General features: G+C 70.5%; 15 protein-coding genes. 7 read left to right on the plus strand and 8 right to left on the minus strand.

What is annotated here, in order from left to right; genetic code table 11:
- The first annotated feature begins 48 nt into the window (after nucleotides 1-48).
- Nucleotides 49-678, plus strand: coding sequence for a YceI family protein (locus AAHG03_RS04810; RefSeq protein ID WP_342149142.1), 630 nt, complete (start codon nucleotides 49-51; stop codon nucleotides 676-678).
- 246 nt (nucleotides 679-924) lie between these two features.
- Nucleotides 925-1,491 carry a crossover junction endodeoxyribonuclease RuvC gene (ruvC, locus tag AAHG03_RS04815; RefSeq protein ID WP_342149144.1) on the plus strand — a complete coding sequence of 189 codons (567 nt, stop codon included), beginning with the start codon at nucleotides 925-927 and terminating at the stop codon, nucleotides 1,489-1,491.
- 125 nt (nucleotides 1,492-1,616) lie between these two features.
- Here the strand turns inward: ruvC and AAHG03_RS04820 are convergent, their stop codons facing one another.
- The 5 genes from AAHG03_RS04820 to AAHG03_RS04840 all read right to left on the minus strand — a co-directional run bounded on the left by AAHG03_RS04820 (nucleotide 1,617) and on the right by AAHG03_RS04840 (nucleotide 5,314).
- Entirely contained in the window at nucleotides 1,617-2,591 is a 975-nt protein-coding gene (locus tag AAHG03_RS04820) for an NADPH:quinone oxidoreductase family protein (protein WP_342149146.1), read from the minus strand.
- Nucleotides 2,592-2,784: 193 nt separating this feature from the next.
- Entirely contained in the window at nucleotides 2,785-3,357 is a 573-nt protein-coding gene (locus tag AAHG03_RS04825) for a YbhB/YbcL family Raf kinase inhibitor-like protein (protein ID WP_342149148.1), read from the minus strand.
- Between the two features lie 58 nt (nucleotides 3,358-3,415).
- The gene (ubiG, locus tag AAHG03_RS04830) at nucleotides 3,416-4,150 is read right to left on the minus strand and encodes a bifunctional 2-polyprenyl-6-hydroxyphenol methylase/3-demethylubiquinol 3-O-methyltransferase UbiG (protein WP_342149149.1); all 735 of its coding nucleotides are present in this window, start codon (nucleotides 4,148-4,150) and stop codon (nucleotides 3,416-3,418) included.
- A gap of 43 nt (nucleotides 4,151-4,193) precedes the next feature.
- Entirely contained in the window at nucleotides 4,194-4,841 is a 648-nt protein-coding gene (locus tag AAHG03_RS04835; protein ID WP_342149151.1) for a hypothetical protein, read from the minus strand.
- Nucleotides 4,838-5,314, minus strand: a complete 477-nt coding sequence (locus tag AAHG03_RS04840) for a RusA family crossover junction endodeoxyribonuclease (RefSeq protein ID WP_342149152.1) — start codon at nucleotides 5,312-5,314, stop codon at nucleotides 4,838-4,840. Before AAHG03_RS04840 ends, AAHG03_RS04835 begins: the two co-directional genes overlap by 4 nt.
- Nucleotides 5,315-5,565: 251 nt before the next feature.
- On the opposite strand from AAHG03_RS04840, the gene AAHG03_RS04845 reads away from it, so the two are divergent.
- The 5 genes from AAHG03_RS04845 (at nucleotide 5,566) to AAHG03_RS04865 (ending at nucleotide 13,415) form a co-directional block, all read left to right on the plus strand.
- Nucleotides 5,566-6,801, plus strand: coding sequence for an aspartate kinase (locus AAHG03_RS04845; RefSeq protein WP_342149153.1), 1,236 nt, complete (start codon nucleotides 5,566-5,568; stop codon nucleotides 6,799-6,801).
- Nucleotides 6,802-6,945: 144 nt separating this feature from the next.
- Complete coding sequence (gene ptsP / locus AAHG03_RS04850; RefSeq protein WP_342149155.1) at nucleotides 6,946-9,207, plus strand: phosphoenolpyruvate--protein phosphotransferase; 2,262 nt, start codon at nucleotides 6,946-6,948, stop codon at nucleotides 9,205-9,207.
- Between the two features lie 326 nt (nucleotides 9,208-9,533).
- Nucleotides 9,534-10,619 (plus strand): peptide chain release factor 1, encoded by a 1,086-nt coding sequence (gene prfA / locus AAHG03_RS04855; protein WP_342149156.1) that lies wholly within the window; start codon nucleotides 9,534-9,536, stop codon nucleotides 10,617-10,619.
- A gap of 199 nt (nucleotides 10,620-10,818) precedes the next feature.
- A complete protein-coding gene (gene prmC / locus AAHG03_RS04860) occupies nucleotides 10,819-11,700 on the plus strand; it encodes a peptide chain release factor N(5)-glutamine methyltransferase (RefSeq protein ID WP_342149158.1) in 882 nt (293 codons plus the stop codon).
- Nucleotides 11,701-12,128: 428 nt separating this feature from the next.
- Nucleotides 12,129-13,415 (plus strand): DUF4167 domain-containing protein, encoded by a 1,287-nt coding sequence (locus AAHG03_RS04865; RefSeq protein WP_342149159.1) that lies wholly within the window; start codon nucleotides 12,129-12,131, stop codon nucleotides 13,413-13,415.
- Between the two features lie 64 nt (nucleotides 13,416-13,479).
- Here AAHG03_RS04865 and AAHG03_RS04870 read toward each other — a convergent pair whose 3' ends face one another.
- From AAHG03_RS04870 to queD, 3 genes are read right to left on the minus strand one after another with little or no spacing between them, the layout of a single operon-like run.
- Nucleotides 13,480-14,220: a PIG-L deacetylase family protein gene (locus tag AAHG03_RS04870; RefSeq protein ID WP_342149161.1), complete on the minus strand. Its 741-nt coding sequence runs from the start codon at nucleotides 14,218-14,220 to the stop codon at nucleotides 13,480-13,482.
- A gap of 25 nt (nucleotides 14,221-14,245) precedes the next feature.
- A complete protein-coding gene (gene queC, locus AAHG03_RS04875; RefSeq protein ID WP_342149205.1) occupies nucleotides 14,246-14,962 on the minus strand; it encodes a 7-cyano-7-deazaguanine synthase QueC in 717 nt (238 codons plus the stop codon).
- Between the two features lie 2 nt (nucleotides 14,963-14,964).
- Nucleotides 14,965-15,321: a 6-carboxytetrahydropterin synthase QueD gene (gene queD / locus AAHG03_RS04880; protein WP_342149162.1), complete on the minus strand. Its 357-nt coding sequence runs from the start codon at nucleotides 15,319-15,321 to the stop codon at nucleotides 14,965-14,967.
- Nucleotides 15,322-15,637: the final 316 nt, after the last annotated feature.

Raw genomic sequence — 15,637 nt, forward strand, 5'->3', positions numbered from 1 at the left:
GCCCGAACGCCATATCCGTCAGGGCGGCCCAACCGACAAGGTGACCGCATGAAGCGCACGCTCCTCGCCGCCCTCCTCCTCGTGGGCGCCGCCGCCCCCGCGATGGCACAGGAGAGCAAACCAGAGGCTCCTGCCGCGCTCACCAAGGACCCCGGACAGGTGAAGGCCGGGCGCTACCGCCTCGACACGGCCCACGGCAAGATCACGTGGTCGCTGAGCCATCTCGGCTACTCGACCTATTACGGCCAGTTCACCGACGTCACGGGCGAACTGACCCTCGACCCCAAGGCGCCGGCCCAGAGCCGCCTTTCGGTCAAGATCGCCACCGCCAGCGTCAACGCGCTCCACGAAAAACTCAACGCCCACCTCAAGGCGCCGGACTTTTTGAGCGTCGAGGCGTACCCCGAGGCGACCTTCGTCAGCACCTCGATCGAGCCGACGAGCCCGACCACCGCCCGCGTCAACGGCACCCTGACGCTGCGCGGCGTGGCCAAGCCGGTCTCGTTCGACGCGACCTTCAACCAAGCCGGGCCGCATCCGGTCGACAAGCTCTACACCGTCGGCTTCGACGGCTGGACCGTGATCAAGCGCTCGGACTTCGGCGTGAACGCCTTCCTGCCGGTGCTGGGGGACGAGGTCGCGCTGCGGCTGGAGGGGGAATTCAAGGCGGTGGAGTGAGGGATCGAACAGGCCGTTCAGTGAGTCGTACGGCAGCACACCGGATGTCCGGGCGCGAAGAGCGCCCCGCGCAGCGGCCTCGGCTCTGCCGAGGCGTCTAGCGGAGCGAGCAGCCTAAGGCCGCGGACGCGGCCGCCGGCGCTTGAGGCCAGCCAAGAGACCGGCAACTTCATTGCCGGAACCCTTCGTTCACGATATGTGCGCACAAAGGTCGCGCGCCGCGGCGGCGCCTGACCGGAGAGCCCGATGACCGACGACGTGCGCATCCTCGGCATCGATCCGGGCCTCCGCCGCACCGGCTGGGGCCTCATCGTCGCGCGCGGGAGCAAGCTGTCCTACCTCGCCTGCGGGGTCGTGACCTCCGACGGCGACCTGCCCCTGGCGCTCCGCCTGCGCGAACTGCACGAGGGCCTGACCCGCGTGGTGGCCGACCACGCGCCCGACGAGGTCGCGGTGGAAGAGACCTTCGTCAACAAGGACGGGCAGGCGACGCTCAAGCTCGGCCACGCCCGCGCCGTCGCCCTGCTCGTGCCGGCGCTCGCCGGGCTGCCGGTGGCGGAATACGCCGCCAACCTCGTCAAGAAGACGGTCACCGGCTCGGGCCACGCCGAAAAGACCCAGATCCAGGCGATGGTGCGGTTCCTACTGCCCAAGGCCGAATTCAAGCTCGCCGATGCCGCGGACGCGCTGGCCATCGCGATCACCCACGCCAGCCATCGCGGCCGCGCGGCACTCAACCGCCGCAGCGCCGTGCCCGCGGGCAGCGGGCCGGGCGCGGCCCGCATCGCGGCGGCTTTGGCCCGGCAGGGCTGAGGCGAGTCAGGGGTTTCGAAAGGGCTCGCCCTTTCGCGGGTGCAGGGTGGAACCCTGCAAATGTCAGGGCTCTGCTCTGACGACCCGCCAGAGGGCTTGCCCTCTGGACACCCGACACGACTCCGTCAGGTGACCTTCAGGATCACCTTGCCGCTGGCTTCGCGGCGTTTGAGGATGCCGAGCGCTTCCTCGTAGGCATCGAGCGGGTAGGTGCTGTGCACCTTCACGGTCAGCTTGCCCTCTGCCGCCCAGGCCAGCAGCTGGGTCTGGTTCCGCTGATGCACTTCCGGCTCGCGCTCGACGAAGGCGCCCCAGTGGACGCCCTGCACGTCGATGCCCTTGAGCATGATGACGTTGAGCGGAAATCTCGGAATCTCGCCCGCCGCGAAGCCGATCACGAGGAAGCGGCCCTTCCAGGCGAGCGCCCGCATCGCCGGCTCGGCCAGTTCCCCGCCGACCGCGTCGTAGACGACATCGACGCCGTCGGGCGCGAGGCGGCGCAGTGCCTCGCGCAGGTTGTCGGCCCGGTAGTCGATCAGGTCGTCGGCCCCGTGGGCGCGGGCGACCTCCAGCTTTTCCGGCGAAGAGGCGCAGGCGATCACGCGGGCGCCGAGCAGCTTGCCGAGTTCCACCGCCGCGAGCCCGACCCCGCCCGAGGCGCCCAGCACCACCAGCGTCTCGCCGGGCTGGATGCGGGCGCGGTCCACGAGGGCGTGCAACGTCGTGCCGTAGGTGATGGAGAGCCCCGCTGCGACCTCGTCGGAGACGCCCTCCGGCACGCGGGCGAGCCGCGCCGCCGGCACGGCGATGCGCTCGCGCGCGGTGCCGTAACCAACATGAATCATCACCCGGTCGCCGACTTCGAACCCCTCGACGCCTTCGCCCAGCGCCTCGACGATCCCGCAGGCCTCACCGCCGGGCGAGAACGGCAGTTCGGGCTTCACCTGATACTTGCCGGCGATGATCAGCGTGTCGAAGAAGTTGAGCGCGGCGACCCGCACCCGCACCAGCGCCTCGCCGGGACCGGCCACCGGATCGGCCACATCCTCGACCGTAAGATCCTCCGGCCCGCCGAGCCGGGTGCATAGCAGGGCTTTCATCGTCTTCGACTTCCGTCCGTTCGTCGGGCCGAGCGCGGGTCTCTCCTCCCCCTTGCGGGGAGGAGGACAGGAGGTGGGGGTGGCTCAGGAGGAACCGTTACGGTGCCTTCTGCACGCCCCCTCCCCGCAAGGGGGAGGGGGCGCGCCTGACTCCCTTCTTTCATGCCCACCGCCACGCCCGTCGCGCAAGCGCTCACGCCCGCTCGTAAATGCCCGTCAGCCACCCCTTAGCGATCACATTGCCGTCGAGCGCCTCCAACAACGCGCTGCGGCCGGGCGAGGCAGAAAGGTCCGGCGCGCGGGCCAGCGCGAAGGCCTGGAACAGGTAGCGGTGCGGGCCGTGGCCGGTGGGCGGGTCCGGGGGGAGCCAGCCGTCCTTGAGGAAGGAGTTGCGGCCGAGATCGTGCCGGGCGCCTTCGCCCGCCGGGCTGGCGAACGCGCCCTCGGAAAACTCCTGGTCCCGCGGAGGCAGGTTCCAGGCGATCAGGTGGACGAACGGATGCAGGGACGGCGCGTCGGGATCCTCCACGAACAGCACCAGGGCGGCGGCCTCCGGCGGCACGTCCGCGACGGCGAGCGGCGGCGAGACCCCCGCGCCGTCGGCGGTGAACCGGGCCGGAATCGGCGCGCCGTCCGCGAAGGCCGGGCTCGTCACCCGTAAGCTTTCGGGCGCCTGCGCCGCGACCGTATGGAACGCCGCCTTCTCGAGGCCGGCCCTGACGTTCGACAGGGCCGCGCCGACGGCGTGCGGCAGCTTCTCCAACATGATGACGCGTCCCGTCCTGAGCCTTGAGGACACGTCAACGGCGGGCGGGCCGCTTCGTTCAGGCGCGGCGGTGCGCCGCCAGCATGTAGTTCACCCCCATGTCACGGCTCGCCCGCCAGGAGTCACCGAGCGGGTTGTAGACCACGCCGGTCGTATCGGTGACGGTCAGCCCGCCGGCCTCGATGTCGGCGGTCAGCTCGGCCGGCGTCACGAATTTTTCCCAGTCGTGGGTGCCCCGCGGCAGCCAGCGCAGCACGTATTCGGCGCCGACGATGGCGAGCGCGAAGGAGCGCATCGTCCGGTTGATGGTGGCCGCGAACAGGAGCCCGCCGGGCCTGACGGCCTCACACGTCGCGCGCAAGAAGCCGGCACGGTCGGAGACGTGCTCGACCACCTCCATGGCGAGCACCACGTCGAACCGGGCGCCGCCCGCCACCACCGCCTCGATGGTCTCGTCACGGTAATCGATGTCGAGCCCCTCCCCTTCCGCGTGGGCGCGGGCAGCCGCGATGTTGGCGCTCGCCGGATCGAGCCCGGTCACTTTCGCGCCGAGCCGGGCCAGCGGCTCGGACAGCACGCCGCCGCCGCAGCCGATATCGACCACGCTGAGGCCCTCCAGCGGGAACGGCGCGGCCGGGTCGCGCCCGAACGTGCGGCAGACCTCGTCGCGGATGTAGCCGACCCGCACGGGGTTGAACTTGTGCAGCACCGCCATCGGCCCGCGCGGGTCCCACCAGCGCGCGGCCAGCGCATCGAAGCGCGCCACTTCGTCCCGATCGATCGAGGCGCTCATCCGTCCATTCCTGACTGTGGCCGTCCCGAAACTGCGGGTCGGTTCAGGGCGTCATAGCGGCTGTCCCTGCCGGGGCAAGGTCGGCCTTTCCGGCGACGGTGCGGGCCAGGGCGAGGATGGCGTCGGCGTCCTGCGAGGACACATCGACCTTGAAGCCATGGGCGATGCGGTTCCTGACCTCGCACGATCGATTGATCGCACGAAGTTCGCCGTCCGAGATCGCTTCCGCCTCGTAGGCATCACGGATCAGGCGAGGCAGGGCCGCCTCACTCGGTGGGGTGAAGGGCTTGGGCACGAGGCGGCGAAGGCCGGTTTCGATGCCGATGAAGGCGATCAGCACGGCCTCCGCGACATGCCCGTCCCTGAGAAGATCCTCGGCGAGACTCAGGCGGGTCGCGACATCGGCATCGTCGATCTCGTCGTTCGAACGTGGCGGCTGGGGAGTCAGCAGCTTCACGGCGAAGCGCCAGTTGGGCCGCCGTTCGACGAGCCTGCGCATCTCCGCGATCGACCGCTCCGGCTCGCGCCCCGAACGCTTCACCTCAACGACGAGAAACTCATCGCCTTTGCGAAGGAGGACATCCGGTTCGAAATCGAGAGCGGAACGCGCGAGGCGTGTGTCCTCACGGTGCCATCCGTTGCGCAGATAGTCGGCGATCAGCTCGTCCGGGACCGCATGTTCCGTCGTCATGCCGAGGCCTCGCGCGTGAGATCGAGGAGTCTCACAATGGTGACTTCTCCCGTCCGCATATAGAGCGGATCGTCTTGGACTTCGTCCATCACATCCCGCACCGCCGCGGGCGGATCGTTGATCGAGGCCTTTTCGGCCAGGATGCGATGCACCTGCCCGTCGTCGGCGATCACCCGCGTGTTGAAGGCGTCGATGAGGGGCTTCAGCACGTTGTCGAGGTCCGGCTGGGAGCGATCCGATGGATCGAGGCTGAGCCAGTAGACCTGCACCTCCACGAAGCCCTCGAAAGGCACGAAGCCGCGCCGACCCGACGCTGCTTCGATGGCTTCGAGAAGCGCCGCCTCGACGGTGGCGCGCCACCGTGGCAGCGCGGCCGGCTTCTTCCCGTCCTGCGCCTGCTGCGAGATCGGCCGTCCGAAGACCCAGTAGGTGAAGGGCAGCGTGCAGGGGATAGGTGGCCGCTGTCTCGCCAAGTCCGCTCGCTCGGTCAGGTGTCACGCGACGAAGCTACGTCCTCGTCGGGACTGCCGTCCACGAAAGTTGCACGATGGCCCTACCACAATCCCGCCCGGGGTCGAGCGATTGACAGGCCGCATCCGCCCCATTACCGGCGCAGTGCCCCGCTGAGAGGTCGCCCGAGCCGACGGCTCCCGGCGCGGAATCGTGATCGATGCGGTGTCCTGCACCCTCGATCTTCCATACAGGCAATCGGCGCGGACGCGACATGCCCCGTTTGGTGATGAAATTCGGCGGCACCTCCGTCGCCAACGTCGAGCGCATCCGCAACGTGGCGGCCCACGTCGCCCGCGAGGTCGCGGCCGGCTACGAGGTCGCCGTCGTGGTCTCGGCGATGTCGGGCAAGACCAACGAGCTGGTCGCCTGGGTGAAGGACGCCGACGCGCTCTACTCGGAGGCCGAGTACGACACCGTCGTGGCGTCCGGCGAGCAGGTCACCTCGGGGCTGCTGGCGGTCGCGCTCAACAAGATGGGCATCAAGGCCCGCTCCTGGCAGGGCTGGCAGATCCCGCTCCACACCTCCGACGCCCACGGCTCGGCCCGGATCGAGGCGATCGACCCGAAGAACCTCGACGCGGGCTTCGCGCGCGGCGAGGTCGCGGTGATCGCGGGCTTCCAGGGCGTGCACGCCGAGACCGGCCGGATCGCGACGCTGGGGCGCGGCGGCTCGGACACGAGCGCGGTGGCCATCGCCGCCGCCATCGGCGCGGAGCGCTGCGACATCTACACGGACGTGGACGGGGTCTACACCACCGATCCGCGGGTGGTGCCGAAGGCCAAGCGCATGGAGCGCGTGACCTTCGAGGAGATGCTGGAGATGGCCTCGCTCGGGGCCAAGGTGCTTCAGGTGCGCTCGGTCGAGCTCGCCATGATCCACCGCGTGCCGACCACGGTGCGCTCCTCCTTCGATCCCCCCGATGCCGCGCGGCCGGGCACCCTCATCTGCGACGAGGATCAGATCGTGGAACAGCAGACCATCACCGGCATCGCCTTCGCCAAGGACGAAGCCCAGATTACGCTCCGCGCCGTGAAGGACAGCCCCGGCATCGCCGCGGCGATCTTCGGGCCGCTGGCGGACGCCAACATCAACGTCGACATGATCATCCAGACCGTGTCGGGCGACCAGTCGACCACCGACATGACCTTCACGGTCCCGGCCGCCGACTACGAGCGTGCCCGCGCGATCCTCGATGCGCAACGCGAGACGATCCGGTTCGGCCAGATCGAGGGCGCCACCGACGTGGTCAAGGTCTCGGCCATCGGCGTCGGCATGCGCTCGCATGCGGGCGTCGCCGCCAAGGCCTTCCGGGCGCTGGCCGAGAAGGGTATCAACATCCGGGCGATCACCACCTCCGAGATCAAGTTCTCGGTGCTCATCGACGCCGCCTACACGGAGCTTGCCGTTCGCACGCTCCACTCGCTATACGGCCTCGACAAGGCCTGACCGTACCCGTCGGCGCGCCCGCACGTGAGGGTTGCGCCGATCCCGGCCCGAGACGCGGGCCTTGCGGGAACGGGACCGGCCGACGTGAAACTTCCAGTCTAGGGCGCCGCTTCGGCGCTCTAGCCGACCCGGATTGACGACCCGATGCCCGCTGCGCCCGGAGGCCCGCGCCTGCTGCTGCGCCGGCTCCGCGAAGCCATGGCGGAGCCGGTCTCTCCGCAGGCGCGCCTCGACCGGATCGTCGTCCTGATCGCGGCCAACGTGATCGCCGAGGTGTGCTCGGTCTACGTCGTGCGCGACGACAACACTCTCGAACTGTTCGCCACCGAGGGCCTCAACCGCGACGCGGTCCACATCACCCGCCTGCGCGCCGACGAGGGCCTCGTCGGCCTGATCGCCAAGACGGCCGAGCCGCTGGCGCTCTCCGACGCGCAGTCGCACCCTTCGTTCTCCTACCGGCCGGAGACGGGCGAAGAGATCTACCACGCCTTCCTCGGCGTGCCGCTCTTGCGCGCGGGCAACACGCTCGGCGTCCTGGTCGTCCAGAACAAGACCTACCGGGTCTATTCCGAGGAGGAGATCGAGGCGCTCCAGACCACCGCCATGGTGCTCTCGGAGATGATCGCCTCGGGCGAGCTGCAGGCGCTGGCCCCCGGGGCCGGCTCGGCGGCGCGCCGCCCGGTCAGCCCCCGCGGCGTGGCGCTCGCCGACGGCATCGGCCTCGGCCACGTGGTGCTGCACGAGCCGCGCATCGTCGTGAAGACGCTGATCGCCGAGAACGTCGAGCGCGAGGTCGAGCGGCTCGACGCCGCGATCGAGGAGGTGCGCTCAGCCATCGACGAGTTGGTGGAGCGCGGCGACGGGCTCAGTTCGGGCGAATCCCGCGAGGTCTTGGAGACCGTGCGGATGTTCGCCCACGACAAGGGCTGGCTGCGCCGGATGCGCGAGGCGGTCCAGTCGGGCCTGACCGCGGAGGCCGCCGTCGAGCGGGTGCAGTCGGACAACCGCGCCCGGATGCTGCGCCAGAGCGACCCGTATCTCCGCGACCGCCTGCACGACCTCGACGACCTCGCCAACCGCCTGCTGCGCCGCCTCGTCGGCCAGGAGGGGCGCGGCGCCGACGGCCTGCCCGAGAACGCGATTCTGGTGGCCCGCTCCATGGGTCCGGCCGCGCTCCTCGATTACGACCGGGCGCGCCTGCGCGGCGTCGTCTTGGAGGAAGGCGGGCCGACGAGCCACATCGCCATCGTGGCCCGCGCGCTCGGCATCCCGGCGGTGGGCGAGATCGCCAACGCCACGGGCCTGTGCGATTCGGGCGACGCCATCATCGTCGACGGCCTCTCCGGCGAGGTGCAGATCCGGCCGACGCCGGAGATCGAGGCCTCCTACGCCGAGATGGTGCGCCTGCGCGCCCGGCGGCAGGAGCAGTACCGGGCGCTGCGCGCCGTGCCCGCCGCCACCCGCGACGGGGTGCGGATCGGCCTCCATCTCAACGCGGGCCTGCTGGTCGATCTCACCCACCTGCACGAGACCGGCGCGGAGGGCGTCGGCCTGTTCCGCACCGAGTTGCAGTTCATGGTGGCCGAGCGGATGCCCTCGGCGGCCGAGCAGCAGGCGCTCTACGAGGCGGTGTTCTCAGCCACCGGCGACTTGCCCGTGACGATCCGGACGCTGGATATCGGCGGCGACAAGATCCTCCCCTACATGCCGGCGCTGGAAGAGGAGAACCCGGCGCTCGGCTGGCGCGCGATCCGCATCGGCCTCGACCGGCCCGCCCTCCTGCGGGTGCAGCTGCGCGCTCTGCTGAAGGCAGCGGCCGGCAAGCCGATCAAGATCATGTTCCCGATGGTGGCGACGGTCGAGGAATTCACCCGCGCCCGCGACATCGTCGAGCGCGAGAAGGCGCACCTGCGCCGCCACGGCTACACCCTGCCGAGCGATTGCCGCCTCGGTGCCATGGTCGAGGTGCCCTCGCTCCTGTTCCAGATCGACGAGATCGCCCGCGAGGCCGACTTCCTCTCGGTCGGCTCCAACGACCTGATGCAGTTCCTGTTCGCGGTCGATCGCGAGAACCGGCGCGTGGCCAACCGCTTCGACCCGCTCTGCGGCGCCGCCATGCGGGCCTTCCGCCTCATCGCGCAGCGCGCCGCCGCCCAGAACTGCCCGGTGACGGTCTGCGGCGAGATCGGCGGGCGCCCGCTCGAAGCGCTCGCGCTGATCGGTCTGGGTTTTCGCGACTTCTCGATGTCGCCCGCCGCCATCGGCCCGATCAAGGCGATGGTGCTCTCGGCCGACGCGGGCGAGGTCGCCGCGCTAATCGACGCGGAGCTGACCAAGGTGACGGATGGGGCCTCGCTCCGGCCCGCGCTCGCAGCTTACGCCAAGTCACACGGCGTGCCGGTGTGAGAGCCTGTTCGACGGGCTCATCCAACCCAACCCCCTCATCCTGAGGTGCCGCGAAGCGGCCTCGAAGGAGGGCTCCAGTTCGCTCGGCGATCCCTGGAGCCCTCCTTCTAGACTTCGCCTTCGGCTCCGCACCTCAGGATGAGGGCGGGGGTCGGATCACGCGCGGCCTGGGCATGGCGTCGGGCGACAACGGCTCGTGAGGAACCGTTGGTTGCCGAAGCGCGCCACGCGTTGCAAGAGCGGCAGCCCGCCTCTCGGGGCACTCGCCCTCCGCGCGGCAGTGAAGTAGGGAAGCCCCCTTCCCGCGACGTGACATCGAAGACCCCGTGACACCCATCCCCTCTGAGCGCCTCGACGCCATCCTGGCCCGGCACGAGTTCGTCACGGCGCAGCTCGCCGACGGCGCGGGCTCGCCCGAGAGCATCGTGCAGCTCTCCCGCGAGCTGTCCGAGCTCGACGGCGTGGTGGCGGCGATCCGCGACTATCGGGCGGCGGAGGCCAACCTCGCCGGCATCCGCGCGCTGATCGACGAGCCCGGCGGCGATCCCGAGATGCGCGAACTGGCCGCCGACGAGAAGCCCGAGGCCGAAGAGGCGCTGGAGCGGGCCCACCGCGCCCTCCAGCTCATCCTGCTGCCGAAGGACGCCGCCGACGAGAAGAGCGCGATCCTCGAAATCCGCGCCGGCACCGGCGGCGACGAGGCGGCTCTGTTCGCGGGTGATCTCTTCCGCATGTACGCCAAATACGCCGAGTCGAAGGGCTGGCGCGTCGAGGTGATCTCGGAGAGCGAGGGCACCGTCGGGGGCTTCCGCGAGGTCGTGGCCGAGGTGAAGGGCCGCTCGGTGTTCTCCCGCCTCAAGTTCGAGAGCGGGGCCCATCGGGTCCAGCGCGTGCCCGACACCGAGACGCAGGGGCGCATCCACACCTCGGCGGCCACCGTCGCGGTGCTGCCGGAAGCCGAGGAGGTCGACATCGCCATCAACGACGCCGACCTGAAGATCGACACCATGCGGGCGCAGGGCGCCGGCGGTCAGCACGTCAACAAGACGGAATCGGCGATCCGCATCACCCACTTGCCCACCGGCGTGGTGGTATTCGTCCAGGAGGAGCGCTCGCAGCACAAGAACCGCGCGCGTGCCATGGCGCTGCTGCGGGCCAAGCTGTTCGACGCCGAGCGCACGGCCAAGGATTCGGCGCGAGCCGCCGACCGCAAGGCGCAGGTCGGCTCAGGCGACCGCTCGGAGCGCATCCGCACCTACAATTTCCCGCAAGGGCGCGTCACGGATCACCGCATCAACCTGACCCTCTACAAGCTGGAGGAGGTCATGGCCGGCCCGGCGCTCGACGAGGTGATCGACGCGCTGGTGACCGAGCATCAGGCGGAGCTGTTGGCCGCCGAGGGGATGGCGTGAGGCGCAAGCACCCAACCCTCCCCCCTCTGCGGGGGAGGGTGTCCGCGGAGCGGACGGGAGAGGGGAACCACGCTTCCGCTTGGCCGCCTCTTCCGCGAAATCCTCGGAACCGTCGCTCCCCTCACCCGACCCGCTTCGCGGGCCACCCTCTCCCGCGGAGGGGAGAGGGAGATGCAGCGGGAACGTCCCGCCCCTTTTCATGAACCCCACCCTCCCCCGCGCCGAAGCCCTGCGCCGGCTCACCCAAGCCTTCGCCGAAGCCGGTCTCGCCAACCCGCGCGGCGATGCCCGCTTCCTCGCCGAGTACGCGCTGGGACTGTCCTCGTCCGAGCTGATCCTGCAGGGCCAGCACCCCCTCGGTGAATCCGGCGCGCAGGCGCTCGGCGAGGCCGCCGCGCGGCGGCTGGCGGGCGAGCCGGTGGCGCGCATCCTCGGCGAATGGGAGTTCTGGGGGCTGCCGTTCCGGCTCTCTCCCGAGACGCTGGTGCCGCGGCCCGACACCGAGACGCTGGTGGAGGCCGCCCTCCGGCTCTTCCCCGATCCGGCACGGCCCCTGCGCATCGTCGATCTCGGCACCGGCTCGGGCTGCATCCTCGTCGCCCTGCTGCACGAGCGCCCCAAATCCTTCGGAATCGGCCTCGACCGTTCGCAGGACGCGCTGGCGACCGCCCGGGACAACGCGCAGGCGAACGGCATCGGCACCCGCGCGGTTTTTCTGCGCGGCTCCTGGCTGGATGCACTGGCCGGCCCGTTCGACCTGATCGTCTCGAATCCGCCCTACATCGCGGCGTCCGTGATCCCGACCCTCGACGCCGAGGTGCGCGGGCATGACCCCCTGGCCGCCCTCGACGGCGGGCCGGACGGGCTCGACGCCTACCGGGCGATTTTTTCGCAGATCGCGCGACGGCCCGGCCTGCTGGCGCCGGGCGGCGCGCTCGCCCTGGAGATCGGCTACGATCAGGCCGAGGCCGTCATGGCGCTGGGTGCCGAATCGGGATTTTCCGATATCACGCTGAACCGCGATCTCGCCGGGCATCCGCGGGTCGTCACGCTTCGGCCATCCTTGTCGATCAGGGGATGACGGCGGGACTGGACACGCGGCACCGGCAAGCCCCCGAGACAGTGGGATAATCCCGCGAAAAATCGGAAAAAATGCTTGTTGTCGCGGGCGGCAGTCACTAGCTTACAGGTGCAGACCGCGAACGGCCCGTTAAGATGGGCTGCGGTAGGATCGGTTTTGACCGCTTCCTCCGGGTTCGGACGGTCTTCCCACCATCGAGCGGACGCAGCCCGGCAAGCGCGGTCAGGCTCGGTGGGATCGAACCTGACAGTCGAGGGATGTCTCGCGGCGCGCCTTGAGAGCGCGGCCACCGGACGAGCGGCAGACAGCGCGGGCGCGCCGACGGCGCCGGATGCGTCGTCCATGCAAGGCCGCAACGCTGTCAGTCACGCCACGCGACAGGTAACGAGGGTCAATCGAGGCCGATGAGACCAAACCAGAACCGACGGATGCGGGGCCGGAACAACAACAACCGGCCCAAGGGTCCGAACCCGCTGACGCGCTCCTACGAGTCGAACGGGCCCGACGTCAAAATCCGCGGCAACGCCCAGCACATCGCCGACAAGTACGCCCAGCTCGCCCGCGACGCGCTGGCGAGCGGCGACCCGATCGCCGCCGAGAACTACTTTCAGCACGGCGAGCACTATTTCCGCATCATCACCGGTGCCGCCCAGGAGCAGGGCCGTCCTCAGGCCGCCCAGGGCTATGCCCGCAACGGCTTCGACGAGGACGAGGACGGCGACGACGAGGGCGTGCAGGGCGCACCCGAGGGCGGTCGCCAGCCCTTCGGCTACGGCACCGACGAGTACGGCGACCCGACCCAGGCCCCCCAGCCGTTCGAGCGCCACGACTTCGACCCGCGCCGCCAGGATCGCGGCCAGGACCGGAACGACCGCGGCAACGATCGCGGTCAGCAGCGCTTCCAGGGCCGCGACCGCAACGACCGCAACGACCGGGGCCAGCGCTTCGACGGCAACCGGCAGGATCGCCAGGACTACAATCGGGGCGGCGAGCCGCGGCAGGATTTCCGCGGCGACCGCCAGGATCGGGGCCAGGACCGCGGCGACTTCCGTCAGGATCGCCAGGATCGAGGTGACCGTGGCGACCGCGGGCGGCAGGATTACCGGCCCGATTACGGCCAGCAGGACGGCGGCCGCCCGCAGGACGGGCGCCCCGAGCAGGGCCAGGGCCGCCGCGAGTTCCGCCAGGATCGGCAGGACCGCCAGCACGACCGCCAGGATCGTCAGCAAGACCGGCAGGACCGGTTCGAGAACAACCGCTTCGAGGGCGGTCGCGGCGAGCACGACGCGCCCCGCCAGGAGGTTTCGCGTCAGGAGCCGGCCCATCAGGACGCGCCCCGCTCCGAGGCCCCGCGCCAGGAACCGGTCCGTCAGGAGCCCGTGCGCCAGGAGCCTCGCACCGAGGGTCCGGTGCGTCCCGACGCGCCGACCCGCGGTCGCCGCCGCGCCGAGCCCCGCCCCGTCGCCGAGGTCGCCGATCCGGGCGCGCTGCCGGCCTTCCTGATGACCGCCACCCGCAACCGGCCGGCCGCCGACGAGGCCGAGGCGCCCCGCCCGGCCCCGCAGCGCGAGACGCCGCCCGCCACCGAGGCCGCCCCGACCGCGCCCGCCGACGAGACCCCGGCACCGAAGCGCCGCCGCACCCGCACCCGCTACAAGGGCACCGACGGCGAGCCGGCCCCGGAGCCGACGGATACGCCGGACGCCGCGGAGTAAGGCGACAGAGAAGAAAAAGGCCCGGAGCGGAAACGCTCCGGGCCTTTTTTCTTGGTCGGCGCCGTCAGCCCGGCAGGGCGATGAACCACTCGTGCGGGCCGGTCAGCCGATCGATCATGTCCGGCTGCAACTGGAAGCCCTCGGGATCGTCCTCGATCAGGCCGGAGACCTGGGAGGCGTGGGCTTCCACCGCCCGGCGCTTGGCCGCGCGCTCGTCGTCCGTGACCGCGAGGCGGTAGCCGGTCGGCGCCGGCCCGACCTCGCGCTCCGACGGCAGGGTCCAGCCCCAGACCGGGTAGGCGTGGAACGCCGCGCCCGGCAGATGCTTGCGGGCGAGATCGACGATGGCCGCGGATGCCGTGTGGTCGCAATGCGGGTCGTGCTTCCACGTCACGAACACGGCGCTGGCGCCTGCCTCCCGCGCGATCTCTGCGATCCGGGCGGCGGCCTCTTCGGCCTGCGGGCCCTCGCTCGGCACGCCGCCGTCGGGCAGGCGCAGGAAGTGGATGTGCTCCGCCCCGAGCCCGAGCGCCGCCATCGCAGCGACCGTCTCGGACTCGCGCAACGCCCGCAGCCGGTCGTGCGGATAGGCCTTGGAGTTCGGATGCGAGCCGCAGCCGTCGCTGATGATGACGACGCGGACCGCGCGGGCCCCTGCCAGCGCCTGCAGGATCAGGCCGCCGCAGCCCAGGCTCTCGTCGTCCGGGTGGGGGGCGACCACGACGAGGCCGCCTTCCGGCACGAGGGTCTCGAACCCCGCCACCGGCAGGGCTTTGACGACTTCGAAAAAGGCGTCGGCGCGCATGGGCTGCTCCTTTTCCCGGACGGAATCAGTCGGCTCTGGCGGCGAGATAGCGCGAAAACCCCTTGGCGCGCAGGTCGCAGGCCGGGCAGGTGCCGCAGCCGTAGCCCCAGGGGTGGCGTTCGCCGCGCTCGCCGAGATAGCAGGTGTGGCTCTCCTCGACGATGAGGTCCACCAGCGCCCGGCCGCCGAGTTCCTCGGCCAGCGCCCAGGTCTGCGCCTTGTCGAGCCACATCAGCGGCGTGTGCAGCACGAAGCGGCGCTCCATGCCGAGGTTGAGCGCCACCTGCATCGCCTTGATCGCGTCGTCGCGGCAATCGGGATAGCCCGAGTAATCGGTCTCGCACATGCCGCCGACGATGTGGCGCAGGCCCCGCCGGTAGGCGAGCGCGGCGGCGAACGTCAGGAAGGCGAGGTTGCGCCCCGGCACGAAGGTGTTGGGCAGCCCGTCCCGCTCCAGCGCGATCTCGCTCTCGCGGGTCAGCGCCGTCTCGGAAATCTCGCCGAGCGCCGAGAGGTCGAGGGTGTGGTCGCGGCCTAACCGGCGCCACCACGTCCGGTCATGCGCCGTCATGCCCTTGCGCAGGGCCTCGCGCCGCTCCAGCTCGACCCGGTGGCGCTGGCCGTAATCGAAGCCCAGCGTCTCGACGCGGGGGAAGCGGTCGAGCGCCCAGGCGAGGCAGGTGGCCGAATCCTGCCCGCCGGAAAACAGCACCAGGGCGCCGGAATCCGCCTCGTCCGCCATCGTCATTCGCCCTCGTACTCGGCCCAGGAGTACGGCGTCTCGAACACGCGCACGCTCGACAGGCCGGGGATCGTGGGCTTGGCCCGATGCCAGATCCAGGCCGCGATGTGCTCGGCGGTCGGGTTCTCCAGCCCCTCGATCTCGTTGAGGCAATGATGGTCGAGCCGCTCCAGGAGCGGCGCGAAGGCGCTCTCGATGTCGTAGAAATCCACGACCCAGCCCGTGGTCGCGTCGATCTCGCCCGAGACCGTCAGCTCGACGCGGTAGGAATGCCCGTGCATGCGGTGGCAGCGATGCGTGACGGGCACGTTGGGCAGGCGGTGCGCCGCCTCGAAGGTGAAGGCCTGGGTGATCTTCATGACTGTCTCAGCCGGCCGCATGGGGCTGGCACCGGGTGGGCGGAATTGGGGCTTTGAACCGCCGATATGTCACCGAAGCGACCGGAATGCACGCGGGAGCCTTCCTCACCCTCCCCCGTCATTCCGGGGCCGCGCAGCGGAACCCGGAATCCACCCGTGATGCGGGATGCCCGGCCGAAGTCGAACCGTCGCGGCCAGTCGTGGATTCCGGGTTCTCGCCTTCGGCGAGCCCCGGAATGACGGGGGAGGTTCGGGATCCCATCGTCGTATCCGTAGCCCGAGGCGGAGTCCTCTGGCCCATACCTGACCCGCAGGA

Origin of the sequence: Methylorubrum subtropicum, assembly GCF_038442325.1 — a bacterium.
Lineage (GTDB): Bacteria > Pseudomonadota > Alphaproteobacteria > Rhizobiales > Beijerinckiaceae > Methylobacterium > Methylobacterium subtropicum.

Excerpts from the sequence above, each read along its gene's own strand:
- AAHG03_RS04870 (WP_342149161.1), bottom strand. The coding sequence starts at position 14,220 with ATGCGCGCCGACGCCTTTTTCGAAGTCGTCAAAGCCCTGCCGGTGGCG.
- AAHG03_RS04835 (WP_342149151.1), bottom strand. The coding sequence starts at position 4,841 with ATGACGACGGAACATGCGGTCCCGGACGAGCTGATCGCCGACTATCTG.
- queC (WP_342149205.1), bottom strand. The coding sequence starts at position 14,962 with ATGGCGGACGAGGCGGATTCCGGCGCCCTGGTGCTGTTTTCCGGCGGG.
- AAHG03_RS04865 (WP_342149159.1), top strand. The coding sequence starts at position 12,129 with ATGCGGGGCCGGAACAACAACAACCGGCCCAAGGGTCCGAACCCGCTG.
- AAHG03_RS04810 (WP_342149142.1), top strand. The coding sequence starts at position 49 with ATGAAGCGCACGCTCCTCGCCGCCCTCCTCCTCGTGGGCGCCGCCGCC.
- AAHG03_RS04825 (WP_342149148.1), bottom strand. The coding sequence starts at position 3,357 with ATGTTGGAGAAGCTGCCGCACGCCGTCGGCGCGGCCCTGTCGAACGTC.
- AAHG03_RS04845 (WP_342149153.1), top strand. The coding sequence starts at position 5,566 with ATGCCCCGTTTGGTGATGAAATTCGGCGGCACCTCCGTCGCCAACGTC.
- prmC (WP_342149158.1), top strand. The coding sequence starts at position 10,819 with ATGAACCCCACCCTCCCCCGCGCCGAAGCCCTGCGCCGGCTCACCCAA.
- ptsP (WP_342149155.1), top strand. The coding sequence starts at position 6,946 with ATGCCCGCTGCGCCCGGAGGCCCGCGCCTGCTGCTGCGCCGGCTCCGC.
- AAHG03_RS04820 (WP_342149146.1), bottom strand. The coding sequence starts at position 2,591 with ATGAAAGCCCTGCTATGCACCCGGCTCGGCGGGCCGGAGGATCTTACG.
- ruvC (WP_342149144.1), top strand. The coding sequence starts at position 925 with ATGACCGACGACGTGCGCATCCTCGGCATCGATCCGGGCCTCCGCCGC.
- queD (WP_342149162.1), bottom strand. The coding sequence starts at position 15,321 with ATGAAGATCACCCAGGCCTTCACCTTCGAGGCGGCGCACCGCCTGCCC.
- ubiG (WP_342149149.1), bottom strand. The coding sequence starts at position 4,150 with ATGAGCGCCTCGATCGATCGGGACGAAGTGGCGCGCTTCGATGCGCTG.